Origin of the sequence: Streptomyces sp. 8N706, assembly GCF_052245415.1 — a bacterium.
GTDB lineage: Bacteria > Actinomycetota > Actinomycetes > Streptomycetales > Streptomycetaceae > Streptomyces.
The window spans coordinates 58,905-73,464 of the sequence record NZ_JBQQBW010000015.1; the positions used below are offsets into that span (position 1 = coordinate 58,905).

Genomic DNA, 14,560 nt, shown 5'->3' on the forward strand with positions numbered 1-14,560 from the left:
CCTGTCCCATTAGCCGGCCCGGTACGTGTCCGGCGAATGCCCCCTCCGCAGCAAGGTCCGGCCCGCGGCGCCACGGGGGAGCGCCGCGGGCCGGACCCTGCTGCGGAGATGCGGAGAAGCCCGCCGACTGCGCCGAGAAGCCCGCTGTCAGGGCAGCCGGGCGGCGCCGCCGTACTCCAGCCATTCGCGGGTGAGCTGCCTCGGCCCCAGATCGGAGTCCGGGCGCCAGGTGGAGACCTCGACCAGTCCGGGCTCGAGGATCTCCAGCCCGTCGAAGTACTGGAGCACCTCGTGCGCCTGCCGCACCCTGCCCCAGTTTCCCTGGGTGCTGCTGTCCATGAAGTCGGTCACGAACTGTCGTGTCTTCGCATCCTCACTGACCAGTTGGCAGATGACGAAGAAGCTGCCCGGAGCGAGCCGGTCCGCCACCCGCCGGATCAGGCCGGCGGGGTCGTCGCTGTCGGGGATGCAGTGCATGACCGAGACGAACAGGGCGGCGACCGGCTGATCGACGTCGATGAGGCGCTCGACGTCGGGGTGGGCGAAGATGCCGTCGGTGTCGCGCATGTCCGCCTGGATGACGGCGGTGTTGTCGTTCTCCTCGAGCAGCGCCCGGCCGTGCGCCAGGACGATGGGGTCGTTGTCGATGTAGACGACGCGGGACCGCTCGTCGACGCGCTGGGCGACCTGGTGGACATTGTCCTGAGTGGGCAGGCCGGAGCCGTGGTCGAGGAACTGCCGGATCCCGTAGTCCTGGGCCAGGCAGCGCACCACACGCCGCAGGAAGCGGCGGTTGTTGATCGCCAGTGCCTGGGTGCTCGGCACCACCTTCAGCAGTTCCTCCGAGGCGTCCCGGTCGACGGCGTAGTTGTCCTTGCCGCCCAGGTAGTAGTCGTACATCCGGGCCACGCTCGGAATGGTGACATCGACCTCGCTGGACAATGGCTTGCTGCCCTGGGCCATCGGCCCCCCTCACTCTCTTCCCGGAAACATGCCGGGACGTCGTCGCTGCAGAGCATCGTAGGAGGAATGGCCGGGGCGGGCGGGAGCTTCAACGAAGCTACTGCGCACGGCTGTTGGGTCTCCATGCCGCCACGGGGGAGGACGGGCGCGCCGGGCACGGCGGCGGTGCGGACCACCGGAACTGGCATATGGGTCCCCGGCGGCGGATAGTGGTGTGGTGAGCGATGTCCCGCTGGCTGGGAGGAGCGGGGTCGTGACGGAGAAGACGCAGGTCGGACAGGAGATATTCGAGCCGGCTCAGGTGGCTGTGGGCATGACCAGGGGGCCTCGTCACGAGCTGGTGTACATCAACGCCGCCTACCGGCAGGTCTTCGGCGACCGGACTCTGCATGTACCGCTGCGCGCATCGTCCCCCGACCTCGTCGGCAGCGGCTTCTTCGACCTCATGGACCGGGTGTACACCTCCAAGAAGGCCGAGCAGGCCTCCGGGGTACGGGCCCGGTACCCGCAGGGGCCGGGGCCCGGGCCGCCGGAACGCTACTTCACCTACAGCTGCTCCCCGGCGGTCCTGCCCGACGGCATGGACGGTGTCCTCATCGTCGCCATGGACGTGACCGAGTCCGTCGTCGAGGCCCGGAAGATCCAGGCTGTCTCCGATGAGCGGCAGCGCGATCTCAACCGCTACCAGGCGCTGCTGTCGACCCTGAGCGAAGGCGTATGGCTCGCCAGCGCCGACGGCACCCGATGGTGGTCGGGCGTGGACCCGGACACCGAGAACCTCCAGCCGTTGCAGTGGCTGCGGGACAACGTCCACCCCGCGGACCAGGAGCCGCTGCGGCAGGCGTGGCTGCGGGCCATGCGGAGCCCTCCTACCGTCTTCGAGCACGGGTTCCGGCTGCGTACGAGTACGGGGGAGTTCCGGCACGCCGTGTCCCGTGCCGTGCCGATCGTCGAGGGCGACAAGCTGGTGGAGTGGGTGGGATCGACCAGCGACGTGGAGGAGCAGTGGCGCGCCACACGCCGTGAGCGGCTTCTCTCGGCCGCGGCGGCGTCGACCGAGGCGACGTCCCTCGAGGAGGCACTGACCACACTGGCCAACACCGTCGTCCCCGAGCTCGCCGACGAATGCGGTATCTATCTCATCTCCGGAGTGACCGAGCACGGCCGGGCGCCGACGGTCGCCTCACGGATCGTCGGCGTCGCCAGGCCGGGGCTGCCACCACTCCCGGTCCCCAAGCACACCGAGCATCCGGTCAGCGAGCTGACGGCCCAGACGATCGCCGAGGGGCGTCCGCGCCTGTTCACCTTCCCGCCGGGCCTGCCACCGCACCATGTCGTGCCCGAGGAGATCGATTCCTGGCTGGAGGAGGTCCAGGCGACGAGCCTGATCCTGCTCCCCATCGATGTCGGCGGCTCCGTCACCGCCCTGGCCACCCTCTTCACCTGCGCCCCGACGGCATCACTGGGGCCGGAGACCGTCCACCTCCTGCGCGAGATCCTCGATCACGCCCACGCTCCCCTCCTCCAGGCCCATCGGTTCCAGCGAGCCCAGCGGGTCTCGCTCACCCTGCAGAGCGCGATGCTCACCGATCCGCCCGAGATTCCCGGCGCGGAACTGGCGGTGCGCTACCAGCCCAGCGCCACCGCGGCGGAGGTCGGCGGCGACTGGTACGACGCCTTCCCGCTGCCGGACGCCACGGTCGCCCTCAGCGTCGGCGACGTGGTCGGGCACGATCTGGCGGCGGCCTCCGCCATGGGACAGCTGCGCAGCATGCTGCGGACCCTCGCCTGCCAGTACCCCGGCGACCCCGCACGAGCCCTGGCCCACCTCGACGTCACCGTCACCGGCCTCCACGTCACGGACATGGCCAGCGCCATCCAGGCACACCTCACCCCCGGCCCCGCCGACTGGCAGGCGCTGTGGTCGAACGCCGGTCATCCGCCGCCACTTCTGCTGTACGCCGACGGCACCCATGCCGTTCTCGGTGAACCGTGGCCGGGCTCGGATCCGCCCCTGGGCGTCGACGTGTCCATGGCGCGCAGGAACCAGCAGGCGGCCATCCCCCTCGGTGCCACGCTGCTGCTCTACACCGACGGCATGGTGGAGACCCCCGGGGAGGACCTCTACGACGGCATCGAGAAGCTCGCCGGGATCGCCGCGGAGGCACGCCATCTCCCCGTCGACGCGCTCTGCGGCCACCTCATCGGCCACGCCCCGCCGACCGGGGACGACATCGCACTGCTCGCCCTGCGCCCGCGCCCGTACTGAGCGCCGGGGCAGCGGGGAGTTCCGGGCGGGTCCGGTAGGTACGCGGCCGGATGTCAGTCGTCATGCCAGTGGCGGCAGCCCAGGCTGATCAGCCGCAGCTGTCGGCGGGCGGTGCGGGCGATGCGCTCCTCGGCCTCGGGCCGGTCGGGGGTCGCGGCGAGGAAGGCCGCGGCGGTGGTCACCATATGGTCGACATAGAGCTCGGCCAGCATGCTCATGTCGTCCGGACTCCAGCCCCGGTACGTCGGCCGGGACGCGAGCGCGGTGGCGACCTCGTCAGCGAACCGCTCCAACTCGGCGGCGATCGCGACGCGTACGGCCCGTACGCCGCCGTGGCGTTCCCGGGCGATGAAGCGGATGTGGGGGTGGTGGTCCCGTACATGGACGGCGATGGCCTCGACGATGTGGTCGATCCGGCCATCGGTGTGATCCTGCTCGGTGAGGATCGTCCGGACCATCGTATGCAGGCTGCCCAGGGACTCCTCGACGAGGGCGACGCCCAGATCGCTCATGTCCCGGAAGTGCCGGTAGAACGCCGCGGGGGCGACGCCCACGGCCCGGGTGATCTCGCGCAGCCCCAGACTGCTGAGGCTCTGGTCCTCCAGCAGCACCAGCCCGGCGTCCAGCAGCGCCTGACGGGTCTTCTGTTTCTGTGCCTGGCGGACTCCGACGGTGTGGCTCATATCATTCAGTAAACAACCGTTCTCCCAAAAGCGGTACTGTACGCTGAAGTCAGTGAACAACTGTAAATTCAGTTGTTCACTGAACTTTCCGATCGAGGCCCACAGAGAAAGGTCCGGACATGCTCTTCATCGTCGCAGCGCTCCTTCTCCTTGGAATCCTCCTCGGCGCGGTGGCACACCTCCCGCTCCCGGTCACCCTGATCGCCGCGGCCGCCATCGGCGGCTGGCTGCTCGTCTTCGGCCTCCGTGAGCGTGTCGCGCACGGCAGGGACCACTGATCAGACCGCCGTACCCACGGCACGTCACGTCACGATCAAGGGAGCAGAACCATGGACTTGTCCCTTCCCACCCGCACGCGGACGGCGACGCGGGCCCGGGATGCCGACAGCATGGCCGTCGCTTCGTTCGTCATGGGGCTGCTCGGCCTGCTGATCTTCAATCTCGTGCTCGGCCCGTGCGCCCTCGTGCTCGGCGGCCTCGCGCTCGCCCGTGGCACACGCCGGCCCACCCGGGCCCTGCTGGGACTCGGCCTGGGCGCCGCCGACCTGGCCGTGCTCGCCATTCTTGTCACCGCCGACCGCACCGTCAGCTGGCAGCTCGTCGGCTGACGCTCCATGAGGCGGCGCCGTGCCGACGGCCCGTGGACATGGATCGCGACACGGCGGGGAACCGTGTCGCGATCCGCTGTCCGGCCGGCCGCTGTCCGGCCCGCTCTCTCAGCCCTTGGCCGTCTTGGCCTGTGTGCTGTGGGTGAGGGAGTTGCGCTGGACGTCCTTGCAGTACTTCACGAATCCGGTGTTGTCGACGTACTTGGCGGACACCCAGGTGGCGCGGTCCCGCAGCAGGTACCAGATCTCGTTGCCACCGATGTTCTGGGCGCGGACCTTGCACTTCAGCCCGACCTGGGATCCGTACTTCAGGAAGCCCAGCACCGAGGAGTCGGTGCTCGGGTACTGGCGCTCGTTCACGCCGGTCTGGGCCACCACGGTGCCGTACGGCCGCGCGGGGGCGGCCTCGGCGGGGGACACGAGCAGCGTTCCGCCGAGCGTGACCGCCGCGGTGGCGGCGCCCGTTCCCACGGCCCAGGCTCTGGTGCGTGTCTTCAGGGTCTTGCACATGGTGATCTCCTACTCCTCGCGCCTTATGGCGGAAATCCACATTCCATAGCCGAAGGCGGCATAAACCGCTTACCGGTTCTATGCACCCTGGCGCGCCGGTGAAGGTCCCGTCCGCGCGGAATCGGCGGGGTTCTCCCGGGCCCAGCGGGATCTCCCGGCTCCCTCCGCCCGGCCGGTGGGCGGTGCGGTCCACCGGCGGCCTCCCGGCGCCCTGTCCGGGCGTCGGCCAACTTCCTTACGTCGCGTCCCTCATGGCCGGTACACACACAGCTGGTCCACGGCATAGGACAGGGAGGAAACGGACGCGTCCGGGGTGGGGTGCCGGTCACCGGCCGAGACCGACAGATTGACGATCAGATGGGCGAACCAGCCCCTGCCGACACCCGACCGGTCCGCATGGACCCGGACGCCGTTGACCCACCAGATGACGGATGCCGCGCCGAACTCGACGCTCACATCCACCCACGCACCGGGTCTGATCGCCCTGTCCGCGTAGCAACGACCGCCACGGCGCACATGGTTGGACAGCTCCAGCACATGAGGCTCGTCCGGGTGGTACTCGAAGACATCGATCTCATTGCCGCCGTCACGCCATGTCCAGATCGCCGGCCACGCACCCCGCTCGACGGGCAGACGGATCCGCGCGGTGAGCGTGTCGCCGGTCCGGACGGTGAAGTCCCGCGCGCTGCCCTCGGTGGTCAGCAGGCCCGCGTTCCACAGACCGTCCCGGCGGCGGGTCGCCCTGAAGGTCCCGGTACGGGCATAGGCCGGGTCGGAGACCAGGAAGTCGAGCTTGTCGTCGCCCCGGTTCGTCGGACCCCCCTTCGGGTAGGCCCAGGTCCTGCCCGCGACCCACTGGTCGTACGAGGAGAAGTCGGCCGCGAACACCAGCCTGCCGCTGGGCCGTGCCTGAGCCGGAGGCGCCGGCGGGGTGGTGCCGGTCGTGAGGCCGCGCCTGATCCAACCGATCAGTGCGGACGAGAATTCGGTCATGGTCGCCATTCGTCGCGCGATCGTCGATACGCAGAGAATGCCGGACGAATGCCACCATGTGGCAGCAGCGCGCCGACGTGGCACATGAAGTCCCGACCCGACCGCGTGACTTGGCGGGCGGCCGCCTCCGAGGCGCGGGGCCGGCCTCAGCCGCGCGGAAGGAGCGTACCCAGCGGCCCCAGATCGAGATTCAGGTCCTCGGGGCGCAGACCGTGCTGCTCGCGCAGTTCGGCCATCCGCTCGTCCAGCAGCATCAGGGTGGTCCCGATCCGCTCCACCTGGTCGTCGGTGAGACGCCCCTCGTCGACCCGGCGGAGTGCCTGACGTTCCATCAACTGCCGGAGCAGCTCGACGATGGTCAGCACCAGTGCCACGAGATCACGGCCGACGGTCTCGGGGTCCACATCGAGACGGTTCCCGGTCACAGCGGGCCCGCATCGGGCCATGGCGCGGCCACGCGCTCGTTGACCGAGGACAGCAGGGCGCGCAGGGACAGCCGTACGAGCGGTACCTCGGCGATGGCGATCACCACATCGCCGCTGATGACGACGCCGGTGGCGAGCAGACGGTCCAGAAGGTCCACGAGCGGTACGCCGATCGGCCCGTAGGCCTCGGCGGGCAGGGTGCCCCAGGGGGGCTCGACCGCCGTCATCAGCCGGTACCTCCGTCCGTGAAGGAGTAGGGCACCCACGGTCCCGAGGTCTCGATCCCCGCACCCGTTTCCCGGCGCAACGACTCGACCATGGCGGTGAGTTCACGCTCCCGGCCCCGGGTGACCAGATAGGCGGCATTGAGCACCTGGGGGCGGTGGGCGCCGGTCAGCTCCCCGCTGTGCAGGCGCAGCCGGCGCGCGGCCACAGCGATCCCGCGCAGGGCGGTGTCGACGCGTTCCGCCGCGCGCAGGGCGGTGTCGTGCTGCAGTTCGCGGGCTCGCTGCCGGGTTCGTACCTTCTCCAGATAGGCCCGGCCGGCGCCGGACACGGCACGGTCCGGCCGGGTGGGCGCGGATGCCTCCGGAGCGGGCGTCGGGCCGGCGTACACCTTCACTCCCCACTCGACCCGGCCCGCGATACGGCTCAGCGCGGTGCGGAACCGAGGTTCGCTCTCCCGCAGGGCCGCTCGGACCCGCTCGTCCCCGAGGTACAGCGTGGCGAGTGGCATCGGCACCGTCGGAGCGGCGGCGGCCGCGGCGGTGACGACCGCGTGGTGGGCGCGCGCGCAGCGTTCAAGCTCGTCGCGGTCCGACAGCCGCTGTTGCAGGGCGTGTTCTGAGAAGTCGTCGGCGGGAACGTCCTGGACGACAGCGGTCAGGGACCCCACGGACAGGAGGCGCACCGGGGCGCTTGCCCCCTGTCCTGCCAGGCCCTCGAGGGCGGCCGGGTCGCCGCCCTGGCAGACGGCGAAGAGGTAGGTGGCGGTCTCGGAGCCGATACGGGGTGAGGCTGCCGTCATCTGCCGAGCCTCTCCCGCTCGCGGTCACGGAGCTGGTTGCCGGCGCCATGGTTGTCCGGGTCATGGCTGCCGGAGCCGCTCTCCAGTGCCTCGACGCGCTCGCGCAGGCGCAGATTCTCCTGGGTCAGGGCGTCGCGGGCGGCGCGGGAGGAGAGCGCGGGGTCGGTCTCCCACCAGTCGATGCCCGCCTTCTTGGCGGTGTCGACCGAGGAGACGTACAAGCGCAGACGGATGGTCAGCAACTCGATGTCCAGAAGGTCGATCTTGATGTCACCCGCGATGACGATGCCCTTGTCGAGAACGCGCTCAAGGATGTCGGCGAGGTTGGTGGAGCCCGGTCCTGAAGGTGCCGGGTACATCCCCTGGGCGTCCTGGGTGGTCACTGCGCCTCCTCACTCTTCTTCCTCTTCCTCGTATTCGCCCTCCGGCTCTTCTTCTTCTTCCTCCTCCTCTTCTTCTTCGCCCTCGTATTCGCCCTCCTCTTCCTCTTCGGGCTCCTCCTCTTCCTCCGCTTCCCCCTCCTCTTCCTCTTCCTCCTCCTCGGGTTCCTCTTCCTCGCCTTCCTCCGCTTCCTCACCGGCCTCTTCGCGTTCGCGCTCCTCTTCCTCGAGCACTTCCTCGTGGCTGCGGACGACCTCGCTGTCCCGGATCTCGCCGCGCCAGCCCTCGACGTCCTCCTCCGCGGCCAGGGTGACGTACCGCTGGAAGAGTTTGAGGTCCAGCCGCAGCCGGCGGCCCTGGGCCCGCCAGAGATTGCCGGTCTTCTCGAAGAATCCCGAGGGGTAGTACTCGACGACCACGACAATGCGTGTCAGTCGCGGGGCCAGCTCATGGAAGCTGACGTCACCGCGGGTCGTGCCCTTGGCGCCCTCCGACGTCCACATGATGCGCTCATCGGGCACCTGCTCCAGTACCGTGGCGTGCCAACTGCGGTTGGAGGGACCGACTTTCAGCTTCCAGTCCGACTCGATCTCATCGGACTGCGACACACTGCGGACGCCCTTCATAAAGCTGCTGAAGTCCTCGAACTGCGTCCAGTGGTTGTACACGGTCCGCAGAGGCAGCCCGATGTCGAGCACCTCGACGATATTGGTGACCTTGACGTCCGAGGGCTTTCGTCCGCCGCCACCACCGAGCTTTTCCTTCACCTTGCCGACGACGGTGTCCTTCGCGCTTTTGGCCTTCTCCCCGACCAGCGCCTTCACCGGTGACTCGCCACTGAGAACGCGCTTGCCCACCGCCGGGAGCACTCCGCCCCCCGCGCCCGTACCGAGCCCGCTGACGAGGTCGGTCAGTTTTTCACCGGCTCCCTCCACCATGCGCTGCGCCTGGGCTTCCAGGTAGTTGGTGAACTCCTCGCGCAGCCGGTCGAGTCCGGAGGCGCCTTCTGCCGGCGTGTCCTGATCACTCTTGGCCATGGCGTGCTACCTCCGGCGATCGGGGCGGGCGGGCGACTGCTTCGCCGCTGCCTTTTTGGACGAGGCGGACTTCTTCGCTGGTGCGGCCTTTTTGGCCGTTGCTTTCTTTTCCGGAGCGGCCTGCTTCTTCGCGGCCGCCTTCTTCGACGGCGTCTTCTCCGGAGGTGCCTTCTTCGCGGCCTTCTTGCCGGGCGCCTTCTCGGCGGCGCCCTTCTTCGGGGGCTTGCGCTCGCCGGGCGGCTTGCCCGCGGCCTTCCCTTCGGACGGTCGTCTGCCGCGCGGCCTTTCGGGTTCCTCTTCTTCCTCTTCCGGCTCCTCCTCTTCTTCTTCCTCCTCTTCCTCCTCTTCCGGTTCTTCCGCTTCTTCTTCCGGCTCCTCCTTGGGCTTGGCGACGCCGCCCACCTTCAGGGCGCTGGTGCGCTCATGGAGGGCGTCCGCAAAGGAGTCGATGCTGCGTTCGGCTGCCGAGGCAAGCGCCGCGCGGCCCGATTCCAGGAGCTCACTGCGTACTTGTTCGCTCAGCCTGGAGAACTGGGGCGTCTCCCCGATTTTGCGCAGGCCCTGAGTGACGAGTTCCTGAGGGTTGAGGGGCAGTTTGCGGCCTGCGGCGATGGAGGCGATGGCGATGGCGAGCTTCGCCTTCTTGGTCCGGCCGAGGACGTAGCCGGCCACGAGCGCGGCTGCGAGAGTGGCCTTGGTGCTGTCGTTCATCAAGAGCTCCCCGGTCGGTTCGCGTGGGTACGTGGGGCAGGCGGTTTCTCCTCGAGCAGGTCGAGCAGCCGTTCTTCCTCTCGTTCGAACTCCTCCTGGCTGATCACTCCTGCTTCCAGTGCCTCGTTCAGGGCGACGAGTTGACCCCGGACCACCGAGGGGTCGTGCAGCTCCTGCTCCGCCATGTCGGCCATCTGGCTCGCGACCCACAGGACTCCCCGTACGGGAGCCAGCGGCAGCAGCAGCACCTCCGTGAACAGCCCCATGTCAGACGCCGGTCGGTGTGAGGTCGTGGTGCGGGCGGGGATCGCAGTCCACGAAGCTGTAGCAGGGGAGAGGGCCGGTGACCCGTAGTTCGACACGGTCATGGTGATCGACTGCGAGGTGCTCGGCCGTTCTGCGGAAGTGTTCGGTCCGCGACCGGGGAACAAGGAACGACGCGTTGAGCACGCACCCGGCGACCTCCGGCCCGCGCGTGCACGCGTCCGCGACCGCGTCGAGGGCGCCCAGGACCTGTGCCGCCGCCTCGGACGCCCTGCGGGTGAGCCCCGTGGCCACCGCCTCGCCCAGTCTGACGTTGGCTTCGTAGCCCGGGCGCCGGCGCGTCTCCTCGCGCAGCTGCCGTACGCGTACGTCCTCGCTGACCAAGGAGTGCAGGGAGTGCTCCACCGGCATGGCCTTGAGATTCATCTCGACCCGCCCGTCGAGCCGCTTCAGCGCCGAGAGATGACGCTCCTCCGCGGAGGCCAGCTCCCGGAGCAGGGACTCCTCGTCGGGGGCCACCATGCCGAAGCGCATGGGCAGCACCGGTCCGTCGTCCGCGAGGGCGAGCAACAGCTCCTGATGTGCCAACAGGTCGCGCCGCCGGGCGCGCAGCCCCTCCGGAGCGTCGCTGACGACCGCGGCCAGCCGTCCGGCGGGGAGCAGGCGTACGCGAGCGGGGGGAGCGCCGACACCCGGCCGCAGCCGGGATCCGGCCCGGTCGGCGCCGATGATGCCGTAGACGTACAGGCTCTGTGCGGCCATGGGTTCAGTCCTCCTCGGAGCGTCGCCGGCTGCGGGCTGCCGCGGTGGCGCGGCGGCGCGGGCGCGCTTCCGTCTCCTCGCCGTTCTCGTCCTCTTCGCCGCCGGCGGCGACGGCCTTCCTGACCTTGTCCCCGGCGGTTCGTACCGCCTTCTTGACCTTCTTCTTGCCGAGGCCCGTCGCCATCCCGCCGCCTGCTCCACCGCCGAACAGTTCCGGCACGGTCCGGCTGCGCGTGTCGCTCTCGAGGTCCAGGCGGTTGCAGGCTTCGGCGAACCGGAGGTAGGTGTCCACACTCGCGACGACGATGCGTACGTCGACCTTGAGGATCTCGATGCCGACCAGGGAGACGCGGAGGAAGACGTCGATCACCATGCCGCGGTCGAGTATGAGTTCCAGGACGTCGTAGAGGTTGCCTGCGCGGGGGACGCAGACCACCTCATCGGTGTAGGTGGTGGTCGTTTGCATGGTGGAGTAGTCCTCTCGGAGAGGGGGACGCCGCGGTCAGTCGTCGGACGCGCCACGTCGGTAGCGGCGGACCCTGCGGTACTGGAGCAGTTCACCGTCCTGGTCGAGCTCCACCTCATACGTGGCGAGCAGGCTGGTGGTGTCGGGGATGCGGGGTACCTCCAGGACGTCCACGCAGACGAGCCAGCCGTCCTCGGTCCTGCGGACGGCGGAGACGCCTTCCGTGGGATGGCAGATCAGTGAGGTGAGCCGACGGCGGGCCTCCGTTGCCGCATGCTCGGGCCCGCGCACCGGTGCCTTGCGGGACACGGACGTGTCCGTCCTGGATCGCGTCTGCCGTTCTCGCTCCGCCATGTTCCTCAGTCTGGTCACGGAGCGGGACAGGCGCCCGTGCTGCTGGGCCATCCGGAGGTTCGCGGCCGGAGCGCCTCTCTTCCCGCTCCGCTCCCGTCACCCCGATGGCAGCGCTGACATGCCGTAAGGGGCACGTCGTCCTACGGTGTTCGCTGGGGCCCACCCATGGGAGCGGAACGTGAAGACACGCATAGCCGGATGGCTCGCACTGGCCCTGGCGCTGGTCCCACTCGCGGCCGCCACGGCCGCCGCGGCGGCCTCCTCCTCAGCGGGCGCCTATGACATCGCGCGCTGCGGGAACACCTCGGGCCGAATCCTGCTCACCTTCGACGACTGGGCCTACAACGATCCCTACCGCGCCACCCGCGTCGGTACGTATCTGCGCGACCGGCAGGTGCGGGCGGCGTTCTTCCTCGTCAACGAATTCGCCGAGGACTACCCCGACATCGTCACCACCCTGCGACAGCAGGGTCACTGGGTGGCCAATCACACGTACGCGCACCGCCAACTCACCAGCCTCTCCGACGACGAGGTCAGTGAGGAGATCGGGAACGGTGTGCGGAGCCATGTGCTGCGGCCTCCGTACGGTGACTTCGGGGAGCGTGAGGAGTCGATCCCCGGGTCCCTGGGCTACCGGCTCTGCACCTGGACCGTCGACACCCTCGACTGGGAGGCGGACGAGAGCGGATACCGCGGCGTGTCGGGCATCCGGTCGCTGGTGAGGCAGGCGCCGTACACGGACAAGTACGGCGGCGTCATTCTGGGACACCTCGACTACCACTTCCCCGACGCGCTTCCCGGCCTCATCGAGGATCTGTCGGCCGACGGATTTCAACCCTGTCTCAACGACGGCCCGGTGGGGGAGGCCATGCCTCACCCGCTCGACTGCGATTAGCCCCTTTCAGGGGGGCTGTCCGTCCCGGCCACGCCGAAGGAGATCAACGGATCGGTCCGGCGTGGCCGGGACGGGCGTGCCGGTGGCCGGCCGGTCGGGCGAGGAGGCGTGGGAGAGCGGGTCAGCCGAGCCAGCCGCCGGTGAGTCCGAGCGTTGCCGATCCGTCGAGGTCGGCCAGTTTGATACCGGTGAACGCACGGGCCTGGTCGGAGGTCTGGATACGGAACGCGGGCCGCTCGGCGGTGAGAGCCTCCAGAAGGGGTGCCGCGGCTTCGGCGGGCGTCTGCGCGGAGTCGGCGAACTGCCCCCGGATACGGGAGATGTAGGCCCGCAGCGCATCGGCGTAGGGTCCGGCCGCGGCCACCATGTCGTCCGCGTCGAACCCGATGTTGTTGACGAACTCCGTGGCTACGGGGCCGGGTTCGACGACGGACACGGTCACCCCCGTACGGGAGACCACAGGCGCGAGGCTCTCCATGAAGCCTTCGACGGCGAACTTGGCGGCGCAGTAGGCCTCGTTGAAGGGCTGGCCGATGATGCCGCCGACGCTGGTGACAGTGATCAGCCGCCCGCCGGAAGCGCGCAGATGAGGCAGCGCGGCCTTCGTGGTCTGGACGACGCCGAAGAAGTTGACCTCCATGACGTGGCGTACGTCCTCGACGGTGTCATTCTCCATCGTGCCGATATGGCCGGCGCCGGCGTTGTTGATGAGCGCGTCGAGGCGGCCGTAGTCGGCGACGACGCCCTCGACGGCGTCGGTAACGGAGGCGGCCTCAGTGACGTCGAGCTGCCGGATGTCCAGCTCGACCCCGGCGGCTTCGGCAGCCTTGCGCAGGGCGTCCGCGCGGCCGGGGTCGCGCAGTGTGGCCACAGTGCGTCGGCCGGTCTGCGCGATGGCGACGGCGGCGGCGAGACCGATTCCGGAGGACGTACCGGTGATCAGAACAACGGGGGAGGGCATGAGGTGCCTCTTCCATGGGGGTGGTCGGCGAAACGGAATACTCAAGTGCGTGCACACGCACATTAAGCTTTAAGTGTACGTACACGCAACCGATAGAATCGCGGGTATGGCGACGAACAAGCTCACCCAGGCTGAGATGTCCCTGGCCGACCATGCCTTCTACGGTCTGGTGTGGGCCGGAACCGTGCTCACCGAACGCGTCGACCGCGCGCTGATGAAGGCCCACCACCTCCCGGTTTCCTGGTTCGAGGTCATGCTGTGGCTCTCCTCCCAGGCCGATCCGGTCCCGGCCTCGGTCCTGGGGAACAGCACCATGCTCAGCCGGAGTCAGGTCTCGCGCGTTCTGGACGCGCTCCAGGAGCGGGGTCTGGTCCAGCGCACGCCCTCGGCCCGCGACGCACGCTCGGTCGAGGTCGCCCTCACGGCCGCGGGCCGCCAGCTGTTCGAACAGGCCGACGCCACGCGCCGCGCATGCCTGGCTCCGGTCTTCACCGATGCCCTCAGCGAGCGGGACCTCCAGGCGCTGGAGGCCGTCTGGTGCAAGCTCAAGCAGCACAAGGACCAGTGACGCGGGCGGGGTCGCGTACGGGGTGGGGTGGCTCGCGTTACGACCGTTAAGTGTTGCACTAGCAGTGGTTGTTGGTGATGGCGCCCGGCTACGCAGCCGTTTCCTCTCGGAATTCGATGCGGGACCGTGGCGCGAGCCGCGCCCCGCGGCAACCCCCGTGCCGGCCCCGGCCAGGTCCCCCCGTCCTGGCCGGGGCCTTCTCGATACCGGGGTGCGCGGGTGAGCGATCCGGCTTCCGCCGAGGCCCAGGTGATGATGACGATCAGTGCGACCGAGATCATGACCAGTGCATGACCAGTGCAGTGCATGACCTGGCTGCCATGACCGGCGCAGAGCGGAATGCCGTCGGCGCACACCTCCCTTCCCCTCTCGCGGCGGCGGCCCCACAAGGCCCACTCACGTTTCACCGCCCGCTCACGCGCACCGCCGCCGCGGCGGCGGCGTGCGCGGCAGTGGGCCATCGGCCGAGGGCCGTCGGTGGAGGGGAAACCGGCAGAGGATACGCGTCCGCGAACCAACAGCGGGCGGAATTACGGAAGTCACTTCGTATTGAGCGCGTTGGCGCTTCGCGTCCGTATGGGTTGGAGCGCAAGGCACTGGGGCGCCGGGGACCGGGACGTCACATCCGTTCCGGTACGGACACCGCTCCCGGTATGGACACCCCCCGAGCCTTGCGCACCGGT

General features: G+C 69.2%; 20 protein-coding genes. 5 read left to right on the plus strand and 15 right to left on the minus strand.

Annotation, left to right across the window (positions count from 1 at the left end; genetic code table 11):
* Positions 1-147: 147 nt before the first annotated feature.
* Positions 148-963, minus strand: coding sequence for an SAM-dependent methyltransferase (locus tag ACTWQE_RS08835; RefSeq protein ID WP_443328274.1), 816 nt, complete (start codon positions 961-963; stop codon positions 148-150).
* 253 nt (positions 964-1,216) lie between these two features.
* Here ACTWQE_RS08835 and ACTWQE_RS08840 point away from each other — a divergent pair, with 253 nt between their 5' ends.
* Positions 1,217-3,232 (plus strand): SpoIIE family protein phosphatase, encoded by a 2,016-nt coding sequence (locus ACTWQE_RS08840; protein ID WP_443328275.1) that lies wholly within the window; start codon positions 1,217-1,219, stop codon positions 3,230-3,232.
* Between the two features lie 53 nt (positions 3,233-3,285).
* On the opposite strand, the gene ACTWQE_RS08845 is transcribed toward ACTWQE_RS08840, so the two are convergent.
* Positions 3,286-3,915, minus strand: coding sequence for a TetR family transcriptional regulator (locus tag ACTWQE_RS08845; protein WP_443328276.1), 630 nt, complete (start codon positions 3,913-3,915; stop codon positions 3,286-3,288).
* Positions 3,916-4,034: 119 nt separating this feature from the next.
* Between ACTWQE_RS08845 and ACTWQE_RS08850 the strand changes: the two genes are divergently transcribed.
* Together ACTWQE_RS08850 and ACTWQE_RS08855 are read left to right on the plus strand one after the other, a co-directional pair.
* Positions 4,035-4,193 carry a hypothetical protein gene (locus ACTWQE_RS08850; protein WP_443328277.1) on the plus strand — a complete coding sequence of 53 codons (159 nt, stop codon included), beginning with the start codon at positions 4,035-4,037 and terminating at the stop codon, positions 4,191-4,193.
* A 51-nt stretch (positions 4,194-4,244) separates the two neighbouring features.
* On the plus strand, positions 4,245-4,523 hold the full coding sequence (locus ACTWQE_RS08855; protein WP_443328278.1) for a DUF4190 domain-containing protein: 279 nt from the start codon (positions 4,245-4,247) through the stop codon (positions 4,521-4,523).
* Between the two features lie 108 nt (positions 4,524-4,631).
* Here the strand turns inward: ACTWQE_RS08855 and ACTWQE_RS08860 are convergent, their stop codons facing one another.
* The 12 genes from ACTWQE_RS08860 to ACTWQE_RS08915 all read right to left on the minus strand — a co-directional run bounded on the left by ACTWQE_RS08860 (position 4,632) and on the right by ACTWQE_RS08915 (position 11,453).
* Positions 4,632-5,033 carry an SH3 domain-containing protein gene (locus ACTWQE_RS08860; protein WP_443328279.1) on the minus strand — a complete coding sequence of 134 codons (402 nt, stop codon included), beginning with the start codon at positions 5,031-5,033 and terminating at the stop codon, positions 4,632-4,634.
* Between the two features lie 249 nt (positions 5,034-5,282).
* Positions 5,283-6,026, minus strand: a complete 744-nt coding sequence (locus ACTWQE_RS08865) for a beta-glucanase (protein WP_443328280.1) — start codon at positions 6,024-6,026, stop codon at positions 5,283-5,285.
* A gap of 146 nt (positions 6,027-6,172) precedes the next feature.
* The gene (locus ACTWQE_RS08870) at positions 6,173-6,472 is read right to left on the minus strand and encodes a gas vesicle protein K (RefSeq protein WP_443328281.1); all 300 of its coding nucleotides are present in this window, start codon (positions 6,470-6,472) and stop codon (positions 6,173-6,175) included.
* Positions 6,448-6,678 carry a gas vesicle protein gene (locus ACTWQE_RS08875; protein WP_443328282.1) on the minus strand — a complete coding sequence of 77 codons (231 nt, stop codon included), beginning with the start codon at positions 6,676-6,678 and terminating at the stop codon, positions 6,448-6,450. The genes ACTWQE_RS08870 and ACTWQE_RS08875 overlap by 25 nt, the downstream gene beginning before the upstream one ends.
* Positions 6,678-7,478, minus strand: coding sequence for a GvpL/GvpF family gas vesicle protein (locus tag ACTWQE_RS08880; protein WP_443328283.1), 801 nt, complete (start codon positions 7,476-7,478; stop codon positions 6,678-6,680). Before ACTWQE_RS08880 ends, ACTWQE_RS08875 begins: the two co-directional genes overlap by 1 nt.
* Entirely contained in the window at positions 7,475-7,837 is a 363-nt protein-coding gene (locus ACTWQE_RS08885) for a gas vesicle protein (RefSeq protein ID WP_443328308.1), read from the minus strand. Before ACTWQE_RS08885 ends, ACTWQE_RS08880 begins: the two co-directional genes overlap by 4 nt.
* 33 nt (positions 7,838-7,870) lie before the next feature.
* A complete protein-coding gene (locus ACTWQE_RS08890) occupies positions 7,871-8,896 on the minus strand; it encodes an SRPBCC family protein (protein WP_443328284.1) in 1,026 nt (341 codons plus the stop codon).
* Positions 8,897-8,902: 6 nt separating this feature from the next.
* The gene (locus ACTWQE_RS08895) at positions 8,903-9,607 is read right to left on the minus strand and encodes a hypothetical protein (RefSeq protein WP_443328285.1); all 705 of its coding nucleotides are present in this window, start codon (positions 9,605-9,607) and stop codon (positions 8,903-8,905) included.
* Positions 9,607-9,873, minus strand: coding sequence for a gas vesicle protein GvpG (locus ACTWQE_RS08900; protein WP_443328286.1), 267 nt, complete (start codon positions 9,871-9,873; stop codon positions 9,607-9,609). Before ACTWQE_RS08900 ends, ACTWQE_RS08895 begins: the two co-directional genes overlap by 1 nt.
* A 1-nt stretch (position 9,874) precedes the next feature.
* Positions 9,875-10,633: a GvpL/GvpF family gas vesicle protein gene (locus ACTWQE_RS08905; RefSeq protein WP_443328287.1), complete on the minus strand. Its 759-nt coding sequence runs from the start codon at positions 10,631-10,633 to the stop codon at positions 9,875-9,877.
* A gap of 4 nt (positions 10,634-10,637) precedes the next feature.
* A complete protein-coding gene (gene gvpJ / locus ACTWQE_RS08910; protein ID WP_443328288.1) occupies positions 10,638-11,099 on the minus strand; it encodes a gas vesicle protein GvpJ in 462 nt (153 codons plus the stop codon).
* 36 nt (positions 11,100-11,135) lie between these two features.
* Positions 11,136-11,453, minus strand: coding sequence for a gas vesicle protein GvpO (locus tag ACTWQE_RS08915; protein WP_443328289.1), 318 nt, complete (start codon positions 11,451-11,453; stop codon positions 11,136-11,138).
* Positions 11,454-11,631: 178 nt separating this feature from the next.
* Between ACTWQE_RS08915 and ACTWQE_RS08920 the strand changes: the two genes are divergently transcribed.
* A complete protein-coding gene (locus ACTWQE_RS08920; RefSeq protein ID WP_443328290.1) occupies positions 11,632-12,348 on the plus strand; it encodes a polysaccharide deacetylase family protein in 717 nt (238 codons plus the stop codon).
* 121 nt (positions 12,349-12,469) lie between these two features.
* On the opposite strand, the gene ACTWQE_RS08925 is transcribed toward ACTWQE_RS08920, so the two are convergent.
* On the minus strand, positions 12,470-13,309 hold the full coding sequence (locus tag ACTWQE_RS08925; protein ID WP_443328291.1) for an SDR family NAD(P)-dependent oxidoreductase: 840 nt from the start codon (positions 13,307-13,309) through the stop codon (positions 12,470-12,472).
* Positions 13,310-13,415: 106 nt separating this feature from the next.
* On the opposite strand from ACTWQE_RS08925, the gene ACTWQE_RS08930 reads away from it, so the two are divergent.
* Positions 13,416-13,877, plus strand: a complete 462-nt coding sequence (locus tag ACTWQE_RS08930; protein ID WP_443328292.1) for a MarR family winged helix-turn-helix transcriptional regulator — start codon at positions 13,416-13,418, stop codon at positions 13,875-13,877.
* Positions 13,878-14,560: the final 683 nt, after the last annotated feature.